The following is a 15,098-nucleotide window of genomic DNA, read 5'->3' as shown; positions in this document are numbered from 1 at the left end:
GCGAAAGGCGGGAGCAATTCTCGCCTTTTTCGTATTTGTTGATATAATCAGCCCAGCGTTGATAAACCCTATATATTATTCCGGCAGCCCTATAACAATCCAGTCTGCCGCCAATTTGAAAAGAATAACATTCCGTTCCGAAACGCCTGACGCGCTGCCGGAGAAGGGATTGACCCAACAAGGAAATTCTGATGAAACTTAAGGTTTTTTTGTTACTGCTTGCTTGGTTGTTTTCCACCGCACTTTCCGCTCATTGGATAAGTGTCGGTAATGTCGATTATAACTGGGGGCCTTTTCATGTTTATACCGTCAGTCTTTATAGCGAGACCGGCGCTTATCAGGAAAATCAGCGACCGTTAATGATTTCGTTTAAATACGCCAAGCCGGTGGAAGGAAAAAGTTTCGCCATCGGTCTGGTTAAGGAAATGAACGCGCAGCGTTTTAACAAAGACAGTTCGGCGGCTTGGCTGAAAAAAATGCAGGAAATCTTTCCCGATTTTTCGCCCAATGACGTACTAAGCTATATCGCACTGACGGATCGCGGCTATTTTATTTTAAACGATACGGTGTTAGCCCACGAATTCGATATGCAGTTCAATCAGGCACTGCTTGCCGTTTGGCTGTCACCGCAAAGCAGTTACGCACAACTGCAAAACCAATTACTCGGCAAAGACAAACCTGCGCACGACGATAAAACGGAACAACTCATGGCGACCCCGGAAGTCAAGCAACTTAATGAAGAAGATGCCGATCCGCAATTGCCGCCAGATTTTGAAATGCAAGACCGCAGCAAAGATGCCACATAAGCGCCGGGCATTTCGGCTGCGGATAAAAAAACGCTAGGCCTTAAAACGTTTCAAACGCTGCAAATGCTGAGAGATTTTGCTGAATTTATGGGTTTCCACCGCATCCCAAATCACCTCATAAAAGGGCGATAAAGTCTCTGCACTGCGAGAAGAATCTAAATATTCATCCTGCCGGGATAAAAACACCAGACAATGCCCTTTATTCTTCTGGCGAAAATTTTCTACGCATTTGGTGGCAATATCTTCATATTCTTCCGGGCGGTCAATTTTCCCTGCCATATTTTCATAAGGAAACAGATTCGGATTAAAAATCGCCTGCTTAATGCCACATAAAAAACCGATACGCTCCGCCCAGTAACCGCCTAACCCAACGCCGCAGATCAACGGCGTCGGATCACGGCTTTCCGAAACCAATTTATGCACCTCATTGAGCAGAAACTGCATATCATGACGCGGATGCAGCGTGCTGTAATTCACAAAGCGCACATCATCATCAATAAACTTCAACTGTATAATTTTTTCGTAGTTACCCGGACTACTGGAATCAAACCCGTGTAAATAGATAATCATGATAACTCCTTCATTATTTCGATGGACTGCCGCAGTACAGAAAACCGTACGGCTGCCGCTACAGGCATTGTAATGCCGAAGCGATAAGATGAAAAGCAAAACGCGCCGATTTTTCACCGCACTTTGCGGCGTAACCGACGGTTTTCCATTCAAGCTAGGACGCCGATTTTAATTTTTTCTCAACATGGGCAATCATTTGAAGCGCAATATCGATCCCGCTGGTTTTTTCGATCATCTCCAGCCCCGGACTGGCGTTCACTTCCAACACCAGCAAGCCCTGTGCGGAACAAATCAAACCCCCGCCCGCCACATCCAAGCCCAACGTGGTTGCCGCTTTTACCGCAATGGCTTTTTCCGCCTCACTCAGGCGGACTTTTTCCGCCGTGCCGCCGCGGTGGAAATTAGCTCTGAATTCGCCATTTTGTCCGATACGCCGCATGCTGGCAACCACCTGCCCGCCCACGACGAAACAACGAAAATCCATGCCTTGCGCCTCTGCAATAAAATCCTGCAATAACACCGGCACGTCCGTATGCGTTAATGTTTCCAAAATACTGACCGCACTTTGCGCTTTGTCCGCCAGAATCACCCCGATGCCCTGCGCGCCATTTAAGGTTTTCAAAATTGTCGGCGAACCGATCCGACTAACCGCCTGCGTTGCCTGAAATTCACTGCCGGAAAGCACCGACGGCGGCAATGCAATACCGGCACTCGCCAATAATTGCAGGCTGCGCCATTTATCACGCGCATTTAAAAAAGCGCTCTCGCCGTTTAAACAAGGCACATTTTTTGCCGCGAAATGGCGCAAAACCGCACAGCCCATTTGCGTGCTGGCAGTTCCGAAACGCGGAATAACCGCGTCATAATCGGGCAACAAATAAGGCTCGCTGTCCGTATTAGACTGATAATATAACTGAAAGTGCGGTGGATTTCCCGCCAGTTTCAGCAAACAGCGGTTCGGATCCAAAATATCCATTTGATGTCCGCTCTCTTCCGCCGCCTCTTTCAGCCGCCGACAGCTATATAAGCGCGGTTCGCGGCATAGCATTAGCAATTTCATAGTCACCTACTTTTTAACAAATCCCTGTTTGTGCAGATAAGCCAACACATCTGGACGCACCGGTTTGGACAAAGTTTTAATCACATTTCTCGACCAGTCCATATCGATTGCGCTGCGTTTTTGATAATAATCAGCCACCTGCACATTATAATCCTCCAACAGCGAGACATCCATGGGGTGATAGGCATTCTCAAAAAACATCGCCGCCTGTGGCAAACGCGGTTTCAACGGCGGATCCTGCTGCGGATACCCCAAACACAACCCGAGCATCGGCAAAGTATGCGGCGGCAGTTGCAGCAATTCACCGACTTTTTCCATTTGATTGCGCAAAGAACCGATAAACACGCCGCCCAGCCCCAGGCTTTCCGCCGCAATCATCACGTTCTGCGCCATAATGCCGGTATCCACCGCACCGATTTGCAGCACCTCCGCATAATCTAACTGCGCCTGCGGACAAATCTGTTTGTGTTTATAAAAATCGACGCAAAACACCCAAAACTCCGGCGCGCTTTGCACATATTCCTGATTAGCACAACAGACCATCATCGCCTCACGTAGCGTGGCATCCGTCACCCGAATAATAGAAACACATTGCAGATGATTGGACGTCGAAGCAAAACGGGCAGCATCCACCAAATTGCTGATAATCTGCTCGTCAATAGGCTGCGCGCTGAATTTACGAATAGAACGATGAGATAAAATACATGCCAAAGTTTGTGAAGTAGATTGCTGCACCGTCATAATTAATTTCCATCAGTGATTTTCCGTTCTCATATATTACACCAATCGCAACAATGCAGAAAAACGCTTTATTCTTTTTCCGTTGATCGGGTAGAATTATTGAGATTTTTTTATCACTAAAAATAAATTAGACCATTATAAAAAAACACTAAGCTCTGCATAATACAGAGCTTAGTGTTTCAATATTACCCAATTTTTTAAAAGCAAAGCACAGAGTATTTATTTCTTATGTTTTTAGAATGACAGTTTATTAAATGCTCCGTTCCAATCTGTATCAAATTTATCAAGCGCAGCGAAAACCGCAGGATCTGCAAGAAGTAATTCTGCTACATCAGTACCAATAGTGATAGAACGGCTGCCTGTAAGCATACAATCTAACACTTGGCGTGGAGTACGGAAACTTGCCGCTAACACCATAGAATCCGGTTTATGTAAATCTAACAAGCGTTGTAATTCATGCACGGTCTCTACGCCATTACCACCCTGAGCATCAATGCGATTAACATAAGGTGCTACATATTTCGCACCTGCTAGCGCTGCCAAAAAACCTTGGACTGCACCATAAACTGCCGTACCGAGGGTCGGTATATTTTGAGCGGTTAATATTTTAATGGCTACAATGCCTTCTGGTGTTGCCGGCACTTTTACTACGATCGACGGAAATTTTTCACGTAATTGCAGAGCTTCTATAACCATGTTGTCAGCATCTCGACTGAGTGTTTGTGCAAATAATCGCCCATTTTCACCAATAATATCCTGTAGTTCAGCCAATATATCAAAAGCATGACGTTTTTCTTTCGCAATAATGCTTGGATTAGTAGTGACACCTGCAATTGGCAATACGCGACTGAGCTTGCGGACAGCTTGAACATTTGCAGTATCGAGATAGAATTCCATAATGTACTCCTTGTGATTTTCTGATAATGGGTTACACTGCGTTATCATTTCATTGGTTTGATTAGCTTATGACAACCCTTTCAATAAAAAAAATTTTGATCGATTTTGTGCAAAATAATCGAAATTTGCACCGCTCTTTTTTCGCCAATAGTAGTAACGGTATGTCTTCATTAGCTTATCAAGTAGATTTTCCTCGCCTTGAAATAGTGCTTGATGGAGAACAGTTTATGGAATGGAACCATAACGATTTATACCTTCAACACTGTTTACAATCTGGCGATTTTTTGTTTATTTCCCCTAACGCATGGAATAAAGCAACTTATTCAACACCGACAACCACTCTCAGTATTTTATTTGGGAAACAGCAACTTGGCTTAAGCTTATCGCAATGGGACGGTTCACGACTGGTGCAAATAGAACAGCTTAACTCGCCTCGCCGAGGAGCGCGTGTTGGCGCATTTATTCTGCAAGCACTGAGTGAATTATCAATTCATTACCAAGAACAATATCAGCAGACAGCCTCATTTTTACTTAGCAGTTTATTGAGTAACTGCCTTGATTTACTTTCATCACGCATCAAAACCACACCGAAAACACGTGATCTGTTTGAAGGTATTCGCCAATATATCGAACTGCATTTTACCGAAGATCTGACGCGAGAAAGTATCGCGAAAACCTTTCATATTTCGCCCAATTATCTCTCTTTTCTATTTCAACAAAAAAGCCGAATGGGACTAAATCAATATATCAACCAACTTCGTTTAGAACACGCAAAAAGCTTACTTAAACGTTACGATCTTAATGTGCAAGAAATTGCTCTTGCCGCCGGATTCAAAGACAGTAACTATTTTTGTCGAATTTTTAAAAAGAAAACAGCTCGCTCCCCCTCTGAATACCGCAGCCAATATCATAGCCAGTTACTCAACGAAAGTTAGTCCAACTGTATTTTCGTACCTTTAGGTCGCAACATTATTTTCTGGACCGCTTGAAATAACTTGTCGTTATTCAATAAAAATTGGCTAATATCCATTTCAATGCAACGACATTTTTCAAAACGTTCGGACATTTTGATAGCCGTATTGCAGATCAGTAATACTATGTCCGATTTAACAATATCATCAGGTTGAAGTTCATTTTCAATTCCTAATGCACCTTGCGTTTCTACTTTGATATGCCAATTCTTTAATGGTGCAATTTTCTCTAATTGTGTTGCTGCCATATAAGTATGAGCAACACCACTGATACAAGCCGTTACTGCACAAATATTTAATTTAATCATTGTTCTATTCAATTGTTTGTCATTGGTGGTAAGCATAAATCTAACTCGCTCAAGAGACTACATGATAAAACATCTAATTATTGGAAAATTGTACATATTCAAGAGAATAGTACTATTTTCGGCTTAAAATATACTCTACACTTTGCTTTTAACTATTCGCATGGTTTTATAAGTCAATTTCGACTAAACTCGCTGAATTGCGATAATACTCATCCTAAATTTCTAATTCATTTTTCAAAATTTGCTCAATTTCAACCGCACTTTGGGCATTCATAATTTGATTTCTGAAAGCTTCATGCATAATTCTGCGGGCAAGTTTAGAAAAAATTCGCATATGCTGATCACCGGCAGAATGTTTGTTAAGTGTAAGCATAATAACAAAATTGACTTGTTCTTCCCCCCATAATACCGGTGTGGCAAGTTTTGCTACGCTAATAGTGGATTGCTCAATATGTTCTGATTTAGTATGTGGAATAGCAAAGCCATAACCAAGCGCAGTAGAAAATACATCTTCTCTTAGCCAAATATCTTCAGCAAGTTTGCGCGGGTAGCGGCAGCGTTCGGCAATAAGCAATCTATCGGTCATGCCTTTAATAATTTCTTCTTTGCTTTGCCAATCTGGGTTTACCGTAATGCTATCAATACTAATCATGGGTAAATCACCTTGACTCATGGTAAATTGAGCCAACAAATGTTCTACCTCTAATGCGGTGCGGCAATTCATCGCTTCATTTAGCAAAATACGACATTCAGCTTTATGCAATTTTGCAAGGCGTGCTTTCGTCGCTAAAATATTGGGCGAACTCATACTCAGTTCATCTAAACCTAAGCCAACTAATAGCGGAAGAACGGATCCTTTTGCGCCTAATTCACCACAGATCCCCACCCATTTGCCATAATGATGCACTCTTTCCACGATATAATCTAAACCACGCAAAAAAGCGGGATTTAAACTGTTGTAATGTTTGGTAACTTTTGAATTATCTCGATCTACCGCCAATAAATATTGAGTTAAGTCGTTGCTACCTATACTGAAGAAGTCCACTTCTTCACAACACTGATCGATAATAAACATCACAGATGGCACTTCTAACATTATGCCGAACTGGATCTTTTCGTCGAATGGAATTTTTTCGGTTCGTAGCTGTTGTTTGATCGTCATCAATTCTTCTTTTACCCATAGAATTTCCTCCATAGAAGAAATCATTGGAATCATAATTTTTAAATTACCATGGGCTGATGCTCGTAAAATTGCTTTAAGTTGAGTACGGAACAGTGCTAAAAACTCTTGGTAAATTCGCACCGCTCGATAACCTAAAAACGGATTGTTCTCCGCCGGAATGCGGAGATAATCTACGGGTTTATCACCGCCGATGTCAAAAGTGCGGATAATAATAGAACGGTTTTCAGCATTTGCTATAACCTGACAAAAGGTGTTGTAGAGTTCATCTTCGCTTGGTTCATTATGACGATCCATATAAAGCATTTCAGTACGAAATAAACCGATGCTTTCCGCACCATTGTCAAAGGCGGTTTGCGCTTCTATTGAGTGGGCAATGTTAGCGGCGATCTCTACTTTTATATCATCAGCCGTACGCCCTTCACACTCTAAAAAGGCTTTTTGTTTCGCACATAAATTAGCTTGTAATGCACGTTCTAATTGATAATAACGGCTCACTGCTGGTGAAAGGTCGTAGCAAATCACGCCAAGATCACCATCAATTTCTACATCTTGCCCCAAATAATACATAAGGCTTTGGGTATCTACATCAACTAATGTCGGAATATTAAATGAACGCGCTAAAATCACAGTGTGTGACGTTGTGCCACCTGATTTAAGTAACAAGCCTCTAAGATATTTCTTATCAAGTTCTAAAAATTGGCTCGGCGTTAATTCCTCGGCGATGCAAATTGCGTCTTCTTGCAATACCTGCTTAGTCGGGAAATATTCCTTTCCATAGATTTTCTGTAATAATTGTAAGCAAATATCACGGATATCTAATTCGCGCTCTCGCAAATATTCACTATCGGAGGATTTAAATTGTGCACTAAAGTACTCAGCGGTCGCCACAATAGCACTGCCCGCACAGCCTGTTTCTGCTACACTCTCTATTAATTTTTGATTAAACTGACTATCTGTCAAAATAGCCAAATGGGCTGCCAAAATATCCTTTGATGAGTCAGTGGCAAGACTAATTTGCATATTAATGAATTTTTGCAAATTTTTAACCGCACTTTTTAGTTGCCCAGCTTCTTCATCCAGAGAACAAACAATCGGGAAATCAGAGTATTTTGTAAAATCAATTCCCCCCACTATATGCAGCTTACCTTTGGCTGAACCATTACAAACTGTTTTTGCCCGAATAATTTTCGGCTTGAGATTAGCAAGTGAGCGCGGTAACGGTTCAACATTACCATTCATTTGAGTAAGTATCTCATCACAGAACGGAAATTCATTTTCGAGATAAGTTTTTAAGCGTTCAAAGGCAGCTTGCTCATCTTCACCGTCAATCGTTAAGCGGCAAGCATCATTTTTCATAGTATTAGTACCAATTAGGGAAAGTACGCTTTTAGCATCACCGATTATTTGAGTGCGTTCATTCATCCATTGAATATCGGCTTTAAAATGTTTACACACGGCTTCTATATGGCTTGCCGGACGTGCATGAATACCATTAGGCAATTCGCAGATAAATTGAATTTGTAAAGACATCGCCAAGCTCCTATATGTATGTTTGTGTTTTATAGAATACGAAATGGACGAATATCAAGCTATATGAAAAAAAATCTAAAAACTGGATAAATGTAAGATACTTATTATTTTACAATCACACCTAAAAATCATTAAGTTATAATATATTAAAAAAATTTGAAGTACTTCACACTTTGAATAAAAGAATACAAAAATCCAGAAAATAATAAAAAAATCCACTATTCCACTTTTTTGCTTTTTCCTAATATATTTGCCAATAACGTTCTGATGTTATTTTAATTCCAATAATAATTTTCAGGAGATGACCATGAATGACTTAACTCAGATTTTAAAACACACTCGTCAACATTTAATGACAGGGGTGTCACATATGATTCCATTTGTGGTATCAGGTGGGATCTTGTTAGCCGTAGCTGTAATGTTATTTGGACAAGGTGGCGTGCCGGATGTGACAAATGATCCATTTTTACATAAATTATTTAACATTGGCGTAGCGGGTTTAACACTAATGACCCCATTCCTAGCGGCTTACATCGGCTATTCCATTGCAGAACGCGCGGCACTTGCACCTTGTGCAATTGCGGCTTGGGTGGGCAATTCATTTGGAGCCGGATTTTTTGGCGCATTATTTGCGGGTTTAATCGGTGGTATTGTGGTGTTTTATTTAAAAAAGATCAAAGTACCGCAAGTGTTACGCTCGGTTATGCCTATTTTCATCATCCCGATTATCGGCACATTTATTACCGCAGGTATTATGATGTGGGGTCTAGGTGAGCCTATTGGATATTTGACTACGAGCTTAACCACTTGGTTAAAAGGAATGCAAGCAAGTGGCGCGGTAATACTCGCAATTATTACCTGTGCCATGATCGGTTTTGATTTAGGCGGTCCTGTAAATAAAGTTGCCTACGCATTTATGCTGATTTGTGTTGGTGAAGGCATTTACAATATTGTTGCAGCCATAGCCATTGCAATCGCAGTACCGGCCATTGGAGCTGGTTTAGCCACATTTTTAGCCAAAAATTTATTCACTGCTGATGAACGTGAAGCTGGTAAAGCAGCTATTATTATGGGCTGTGTTGGTATAAGTGAAGGCGCGATTCCATTTGCAGCTTCGGATCCATTGCGAATAATTCCATCAACTATGCTAGGTGCGGTTGCTGGCGGTGTTGTTTCTGTCTTACTCGGTGCAGAATGTTATGCCGGTTGGGGAGGAATTATCGTACTACCGGTCGTCACAGGCAAACTAGGTTATCTCGTAGGCATGATTGTAGGTTCATTAGTGTGTGCGCTGTCTATCGTTATTTTGAAAAAATTAACTAAAAATACGCCATTGAGAACTGATGAATCTAATGATGATTTGAATATTGAATTTATTTAATTTATACAAAACCTCCAAGGAGTTAATTATGACATACATTATTGCTGTAACCGCTTGTCCATCCGGCGTCGCTCATACTTATATGGCAGCAGAAGCCCTTGAAAGTGCTGCAAAAGCTCGTGGCTGGGAATGTAAAGTAGAAACTCAAGGTTCTATTGGTATTGAAAATGAATTAACCACTGATGATATAGCAAAAGCAGATTTCATCATCTTAACAAAAGATATTGGTATCAAAAATGAAGAACGCTTTGCAGGTAAACCTATGGCAAAAATCGGAATTAGCGATGCTGTGAAAAAAGCGCCACAAATCCTGGACAAAATCGCAACACATTTGGCATAACGTATCAAGGAATCAAAAATGACTAGTTCTCGCATTAATTTACTCAAAACGGGTTTATTTACTGGCGGCCGTGAAATTTCTTTAGAACGATCTATACTTTATACGGAAAGTCATCAACAAACGGAAGGCGAACCAACTATTATTCGCCGAGCAAAAGCAACTGCGAATATATTAGATAAAGTGCAGATTTCTATTCGTGAAAATGAATTGATAGCAGGAAATCGTACAGTAAAACCTCGTGCTGGAATAATTTCACCAGAGATGGATCCATACTGGATTTTACAAGAACTGGATATATTTTCGACACGACCACAGGATAAATTCTTCATTTCGGAGGAAGATAAACAATACTATCGTGAAACACTGTTTCCCTATTGGGAAAAACGTTCCATGAAAGATTTTATCAATGCCCAAATTCCACCAATTGTACGTGATGCTGAAACAAAACGGATTTTCAGCATCAATCAAACAGATAAAGGGCAAGGACATATTATCATTGATTACCCACGTTTGCTTGAAAACGGTCTGGGCAAATTGGTGGCAGAATTGACCGCACTTTGTGATAAAAAACCTAACAATGATTTTTATCAAGCGGTGCTAATCTTGCTAAAAGCATCACAACGTCATATTTTGCGTTATGTGACACTAGCTCGTGAAATGGCGATAAATTGTGCGGATACTGTGCGTAAAACAGAATTGCTTCGTATTGCAGACATTTCTGAATTTGTGGTGGAAAATAAACCGACTGATTTCTATCAGGCTTGCCAATTATTCTGGTATATAAACATCATTTTGCAATATGAATCTAATGCTAGCTCTATTTCTCTTGGGCGGTTCGACCAATATATGTTGCCGTTTTATCGTGCATCTGTGGCAAATGGTGAAAATATTGCCGATTTAAAAGAATATTTAACCAGCCTTTGGGTAAAATGTAATGATATCGTATTATTGCGCTCAACTGGTAGCGCAAGATACTTTGCCGGCTTTCCATCCGGCTACACTGCATTATTAGGCGGTTTGGATAAAATTGGGCATAGTGCGGTAAACGAATTATCATTCTTATGTTTAGAGGCTTACCAAGATGTATGCTTGCCACAACCAAATTTAGGCGTGCGAATTAATGAACTGATCGATCGTAAATTCTTGCTCAAAACAGCCGAGACTATTCGCTTAGGCACAGGAATTCCGCAAATTTTCAATGATGAAGTTATTGTACCGGCGTTCCTAAATCGAGGTGTTAAATTAGAAGATGCCCGTGATTATTCTGTAGTGGGCTGCGTAGAATTGTCAATTCCAGGTCGCACTTACGGTTTACACGACATCGCGATGTTTAACCTATTGAAAGTCATGGAAATCACGCTCTACGAAAATGAAAATACTGCAAATCTCACTTACGAAAGCCTATTCGAACAAATCAAGGCAAATATTCGCTATTATGTAAAATTGATGGCAGAAGGCAGCAACATTTGTGATATCGGGCACCGCGACTGGGCGCCAGTACCGTTACTCTCATCATTCGTATTAGACTGCATTCAAAATGGTAAAGATATCACAGAAGGGGGAGCAAGATATAATTTTTCAGGCGTACAAGGCATCGGTATTGCCAATCTGAGCGATTCATTACACGCCTTAAGAGGTATCGTGTTTAATGAAAAACGATTGAGTTTTAATCAATTACTTGACGTGCTACGTTCTAACTTTGCAACCGAAGAAGGACAAAAAATCCGTACCCGCTTAATCAACCGCTTTGAAAAATACGGCAATGATATTGACGAAGTGGATAACATCAGCGCCGAATTACTTCGTTTATACTGCAAGGAAGTGGAAAAATACACAAATCCTCGTGGCGGACATTTCTCACCTGGCTCCTACACTGTATCGGCTCACGTGCCATTAGGCGCTGTAGTTGGGGCGACGCCAGATGGTAGATATGCCAAAGAACAACTTGCCGATGGCGGTTTATCACCAATGCTTGGACAAGATCAACACGGACCAACCGCAGTGCTAAAATCTGTGAGTAAATTGGATAATTATTTACTCTCGAATGGCACACTATTAAATGTAAAATTTACTCCTGCTACCTTAGATGGCGACAACGGCTTGAATAAGCTTGCTGATTTCTTACAAGCTTTTAGTAAACTCAAATTACAACATATACAATTTAACGTATTGAACGCAGAGACCTTACGTGAAGCGCAAAAACGTCCTCAAGATTTTGCAGGTTTAGTGGTGAGAGTGGCCGGCTATAGCGCTTTTTTTGTTGAGTTGTCGAAGGAAATTCAAGATGACATCATTCGTAGAACATCGCATCAACTGTAAAACAGACTCAACCCATTCAGCTTATTTTACTAAGCCAAAAGGTCATCTGGGGCGAATATTCAATATTCAACGTTATTCACTCAATGATGGCAAGGGTATTCGTACAGTAATATTCTTTAAAGGTTGTGCACACCGCTGTCCTTGGTGTGCAAACCCTGAATCAATATCTTACCAACCACAGCTAGTTCGTCGTTTATCAAAATGTATTCATAACGACCTGTGCAGCAACGATCCCAAGGAATGTCCAAGCGGTGCATTGGAATGGATTGGCTATGATATCAGCCTTCATGTACTTATTGATAAAATTCTAAAAGACGAAATTTTTTACCGCACTTCTGGTGGCGGCGTTACTCTTTCAGGTGGAGAAGTATTACTACAAGCGGAATTCGCCAGCCAATTACTTAAAGAACTCAAACGTCTCGGCATTTCGACTGCCATTGAAACTGCCGGTGATTGTAATTTTGACGACTTTTATTCCGTCGCTCAATACTGCGACGAAGTCCTTTTCGACTTCAAAATTATGGATGAAACTAAAGCTAAAAGAAAATTGCATATCCACTTAGACCGCGTGCTTTCTAATTTCCAAAGACTCTATGAAAAAGGTATTAATCTAATCCCTCGTCTGCCGTTAATCCCAACTTATACGCTTTCAATGGAAAACGTAGAAAAAGTATTGCGTTTTCTCCATGCCTTTGCCGCCATCGAAGAAGTTCACATTCTACCATTTCATCAATTTGGTACGCCAAAATATGAATTAATCAATAAACCCTATGCTTTAAAAAACCTTCCTACCCCCGAAGAAAGCGACATTGAACCGATTAAACATTTGATTGAAGAACGTGGATATCGGGTAGTTCAAGGAGGATGACGATATAATAGACTAAGCCAATATAGCGCTATCATAGCTTGATTGATTTAAAATTTCCGACGAATGACATTAATATCGTTTGAGATAATTCTAAGTTAAGTTCATTTGCACCGTCATAATTAATTTCCATCAGTGATTTTCCGTTCTCATATATTACACCAATCGCAACAATGCAGAAAAACGCTTTATTCTTTTTCCGTTAATCGGGTAGAATTGTTGGGATTTTTTTATCACTAAAAGGAAATGAATTATGTTCGTGGTTATTTTCGGGCGTCCGGGCTGCCCTTATTGTGTTCGAGCCAAAAATTTGGCGGAAAAATTAAAAAATACGCTGGAAGATTTCGATTACCGTTACGTGGATATTATCGCAGAAGGTATCAGTAAAGCGGATTTATCCGCGTCCGTGGGTAAACCGGTGGAAACGGTGCCGCAGATTTTTATTGATGAAAAACCAATCGGCGGTTGTACGGATTTTGAAGCCTTAATGAAAGCGCAGTTTAACGTTGTGGCATAAACAATGCGCTGAAGCCTAATAAAGTGCGGTGAAAATTCACCGCACTTTCATATGGAAGAAAATTTTGCTTGCATATTTACCTGAACGAATATAAATTCAATAAAAATGAATAATTATATATAGGAAGGGTTATGCGCAGCACAGAATTAGTTCAATGGTTCAGACAATCCACGCCTTATGTCAATATGCATCGGGGCAAAACCTTTGTTATTATGCTGGACGGGGACACCGTCGCCAGTCCTAATTTTGTCAATATTATCAGCGATATCAGTCTATTGCACAGCCTCGGCATTAAGCTGGTGATTGTGTTTGGCGCGCGTTGTCAGATCAATCAACTGCTTGAGCAGCATCATATCCAATCCGTTTATCACAAAAATATCCGCATCACCGACCCGCGCACCCTTGAGCTGGTTAAACAAGCGGTTGGCAAACTGCATTATGATATTTCCGCTCGTTTGTCACTGCGGCTACCTCATTCGCCGGTGATCAATGTGGTCAGCAGCAACTTTATTCTGGCGCAACCTATCGGCGTGGACGACGGTGTCGATTATATGCTGAGCGGCAAGATCCGCCGTATTGATACGGAAAACATCAAACAACAGCTGGAACGGGAGGCGATTGTGCTATTAGGTCCGATTGCGCCCTCAGTTACCGGTGAAACCTTCAATCTGCCGTTTGAGGAAATCGCGACGCAAGTGGCGATTAAACTGAAGGCGGAGAAACTGATCGGCTTTTCTTCCACTCAAGGGATTTTGGATGATAAACAAATGCCGATTTCAGATCTGCTGCCGCAAGATGCCGCCGCGCATTTGCAAGCGCTGATTGAAGCAAATCGCTATCACAGTTCGCAAGCGCGTTTCCTACAGGCTGCAATTGATGTCTGCCGCGCCGGAGTAAAACGTTCGCACCTGCTCAGCTATGAAGAAGACGGTTCCTTACTACAGGAATTATTCACCCGCGATGGGGTGGGAACGCAGCTTTCCATGGAAAGCTCCGAACAGATTCGCATTGCCACCGTGGCAGATATTCCGGGGCTGCTGGAGCTGATTCATCCGCTTGAACAACTGGGTATTTTGGTGAAACGCTCGCGCGAACAATTGGAAATGGATATTGCCAATTACACCATTATTGATCGTGACGGCGTGATTATCGCCTGCGCGGCACTCAATCTCTATGCGCAAGAAAACATGGCGGAAATGGCCTGCGTTGCGGTGCATCCCGATTACCGTAATTCCTCACGCGGCGATACGTTATTGGAAGCTATTCAAAAACGCGCGCGGGAAGCCGGGATCGACAAGTTATTTGTGCTGACGACCCGCACGGTACACTGGTTTCAGGAACGCGGATTCCGACTCGCCGGCGTGGAAGATTTACCTAAATACAAACGGGAAAATTATAATTATCAGCGCCGTTCCAAGATCTTAATTCAGAATCTCGCCGAAAAATAACCGCACTTTTAACGGGCACTGAACAACATGTCGGTGCCGCCCGTCTGATCGCACATGAGCGCCCAAACCACCCGCCGCACATTGATTGTGCACAGCGGGCGACGGGCTGATGCACGCTTTTTTGTTAGGTGCAAGCCATGCGTTTTTTTGTTAGAATCCCCT

At 41.7% G+C, this 15,098-nt stretch carries 14 protein-coding genes; 8 read left to right on the top strand and 6 right to left on the bottom strand.

The window, feature by feature from the left end:
- Positions 1-191 precede the first annotated feature (191 nt).
- The gene (locus tag BN3349_RS04520; protein WP_040976184.1) at positions 192-806 is read left to right on the top strand and encodes a chalcone isomerase family protein; all 615 of its coding nucleotides are present in this window, start codon (positions 192-194) and stop codon (positions 804-806) included.
- Between the two features lie 33 nt (positions 807-839).
- On the opposite strand, the gene ycfP is transcribed toward BN3349_RS04520, so the two are convergent.
- The 4 genes from ycfP to fsa form a co-directional block, all read right to left on the bottom strand.
- Complete coding sequence (ycfP, locus tag BN3349_RS04515) at positions 840-1,376, bottom strand: alpha/beta hydrolase YcfP (RefSeq protein WP_040976183.1); 537 nt, start codon at positions 1,374-1,376, stop codon at positions 840-842.
- Between the two features lie 154 nt (positions 1,377-1,530).
- Positions 1,531-2,436 carry an ATP-grasp domain-containing protein gene (locus BN3349_RS04510; RefSeq protein WP_040976182.1) on the bottom strand — a complete coding sequence of 302 codons (906 nt, stop codon included), beginning with the start codon at positions 2,434-2,436 and terminating at the stop codon, positions 1,531-1,533.
- Between the two features lie 6 nt (positions 2,437-2,442).
- Positions 2,443-3,177: an oxygen-insensitive NADPH nitroreductase gene (gene nfsA, locus BN3349_RS04505; protein WP_048736298.1), complete on the bottom strand. Its 735-nt coding sequence runs from the start codon at positions 3,175-3,177 to the stop codon at positions 2,443-2,445.
- 234 nt (positions 3,178-3,411) lie between these two features.
- Complete coding sequence (gene fsa, locus BN3349_RS04500; protein ID WP_040976181.1) at positions 3,412-4,074, bottom strand: fructose-6-phosphate aldolase; 663 nt, start codon at positions 4,072-4,074, stop codon at positions 3,412-3,414.
- A gap of 161 nt (positions 4,075-4,235) precedes the next feature.
- On the opposite strand from fsa, the gene BN3349_RS04495 reads away from it, so the two are divergent.
- Positions 4,236-5,009 (top strand): helix-turn-helix transcriptional regulator, encoded by a 774-nt coding sequence (locus BN3349_RS04495; protein ID WP_218971802.1) that lies wholly within the window; start codon positions 4,236-4,238, stop codon positions 5,007-5,009.
- Here the strand turns inward: BN3349_RS04495 and BN3349_RS04490 are convergent.
- Complete coding sequence (locus BN3349_RS04490; protein ID WP_218971801.1) at positions 5,006-5,389, bottom strand: fructose PTS transporter subunit IIB; 384 nt, start codon at positions 5,387-5,389, stop codon at positions 5,006-5,008. The genes BN3349_RS04495 and BN3349_RS04490 overlap by 4 nt on opposite strands.
- 178 nt (positions 5,390-5,567) lie before the next feature.
- Positions 5,568-8,066: a phosphoenolpyruvate--protein phosphotransferase gene (gene ptsP, locus BN3349_RS04485; RefSeq protein ID WP_040976180.1), complete on the bottom strand. Its 2,499-nt coding sequence runs from the start codon at positions 8,064-8,066 to the stop codon at positions 5,568-5,570.
- Between the two features lie 307 nt (positions 8,067-8,373).
- Between ptsP and BN3349_RS04480 the strand changes: the two genes are divergently transcribed.
- From BN3349_RS04480 to argA, 6 genes are all read left to right on the top strand, one after another.
- Positions 8,374-9,447: a PTS fructose transporter subunit EIIC gene (locus BN3349_RS04480; RefSeq protein ID WP_040976179.1), complete on the top strand. Its 1,074-nt coding sequence runs from the start codon at positions 8,374-8,376 to the stop codon at positions 9,445-9,447.
- Positions 9,448-9,475: 28 nt separating this feature from the next.
- Positions 9,476-9,787, top strand: coding sequence for a PTS fructose-like transporter subunit IIB (locus BN3349_RS04475; protein WP_040976178.1), 312 nt, complete (start codon positions 9,476-9,478; stop codon positions 9,785-9,787).
- Positions 9,788-9,805: 18 nt separating this feature from the next.
- Positions 9,806-12,106: a formate C-acetyltransferase gene (locus BN3349_RS04470; protein ID WP_040976177.1), complete on the top strand. Its 2,301-nt coding sequence runs from the start codon at positions 9,806-9,808 to the stop codon at positions 12,104-12,106.
- On the top strand, positions 12,072-12,974 hold the full coding sequence (locus BN3349_RS04465) for a [formate-C-acetyltransferase]-activating enzyme (protein ID WP_040976176.1): 903 nt from the start codon (positions 12,072-12,074) through the stop codon (positions 12,972-12,974). The genes BN3349_RS04470 and BN3349_RS04465 overlap by 35 nt, the downstream gene beginning before the upstream one ends.
- Before the next feature lie 250 nt (positions 12,975-13,224).
- Complete coding sequence (locus tag BN3349_RS04460) at positions 13,225-13,488, top strand: GrxA family glutaredoxin (RefSeq protein ID WP_032108781.1); 264 nt, start codon at positions 13,225-13,227, stop codon at positions 13,486-13,488.
- Between the two features lie 131 nt (positions 13,489-13,619).
- Positions 13,620-14,936: an amino-acid N-acetyltransferase gene (gene argA, locus BN3349_RS04455; RefSeq protein ID WP_040976175.1), complete on the top strand. Its 1,317-nt coding sequence runs from the start codon at positions 13,620-13,622 to the stop codon at positions 14,934-14,936.
- The last annotated feature ends 162 nt before the right edge of the window (positions 14,937-15,098 follow it).

Origin of the sequence: Necropsobacter massiliensis (genome assembly GCF_000827595.2) — a bacterium.
Lineage (GTDB): Bacteria > Pseudomonadota > Gammaproteobacteria > Enterobacterales > Pasteurellaceae > Necropsobacter > Necropsobacter massiliensis.
Note: the sequence above shows the minus strand (reverse complement) of the source record. Positions and strands in the feature narration are given on the sequence as shown.

What these genes read in the sequence shown, in the direction of transcription:
- BN3349_RS04475 (WP_040976178.1), top strand. Translation starts at nt 9,476, where the DNA reads ATGACATACATTATTGCTGTAACCGCTTGTCCATCCGGCGTCGCTCAT.
- BN3349_RS04460 (WP_032108781.1), top strand. Translation starts at nt 13,225, where the DNA reads ATGTTCGTGGTTATTTTCGGGCGTCCGGGCTGCCCTTATTGTGTTCGA.
- BN3349_RS04470 (WP_040976177.1), top strand. Translation starts at nt 9,806, where the DNA reads ATGACTAGTTCTCGCATTAATTTACTCAAAACGGGTTTATTTACTGGC.
- ycfP (WP_040976183.1), bottom strand. Translation starts at nt 1,376, where the DNA reads ATGATTATCTATTTACACGGGTTTGATTCCAGTAGTCCGGGTAACTAC.
- BN3349_RS04490 (WP_218971801.1), bottom strand. Translation starts at nt 5,389, where the DNA reads ATGCTTACCACCAATGACAAACAATTGAATAGAACAATGATTAAATTA.
- BN3349_RS04510 (WP_040976182.1), bottom strand. Translation starts at nt 2,436, where the DNA reads ATGAAATTGCTAATGCTATGCCGCGAACCGCGCTTATATAGCTGTCGG.
- BN3349_RS04480 (WP_040976179.1), top strand. Translation starts at nt 8,374, where the DNA reads ATGAATGACTTAACTCAGATTTTAAAACACACTCGTCAACATTTAATG.
- ptsP (WP_040976180.1), bottom strand. Translation starts at nt 8,066, where the DNA reads ATGTCTTTACAAATTCAATTTATCTGCGAATTGCCTAATGGTATTCAT.
- BN3349_RS04520 (WP_040976184.1), top strand. Translation starts at nt 192, where the DNA reads ATGAAACTTAAGGTTTTTTTGTTACTGCTTGCTTGGTTGTTTTCCACC.
- BN3349_RS04495 (WP_218971802.1), top strand. Translation starts at nt 4,236, where the DNA reads ATGTCTTCATTAGCTTATCAAGTAGATTTTCCTCGCCTTGAAATAGTG.
- BN3349_RS04465 (WP_040976176.1), top strand. Translation starts at nt 12,072, where the DNA reads ATGACATCATTCGTAGAACATCGCATCAACTGTAAAACAGACTCAACC.
- nfsA (WP_048736298.1), bottom strand. Translation starts at nt 3,177, where the DNA reads ATGACGGTGCAGCAATCTACTTCACAAACTTTGGCATGTATTTTATCT.
- fsa (WP_040976181.1), bottom strand. Translation starts at nt 4,074, where the DNA reads ATGGAATTCTATCTCGATACTGCAAATGTTCAAGCTGTCCGCAAGCTC.
- argA (WP_040976175.1), top strand. Translation starts at nt 13,620, where the DNA reads ATGCGCAGCACAGAATTAGTTCAATGGTTCAGACAATCCACGCCTTAT.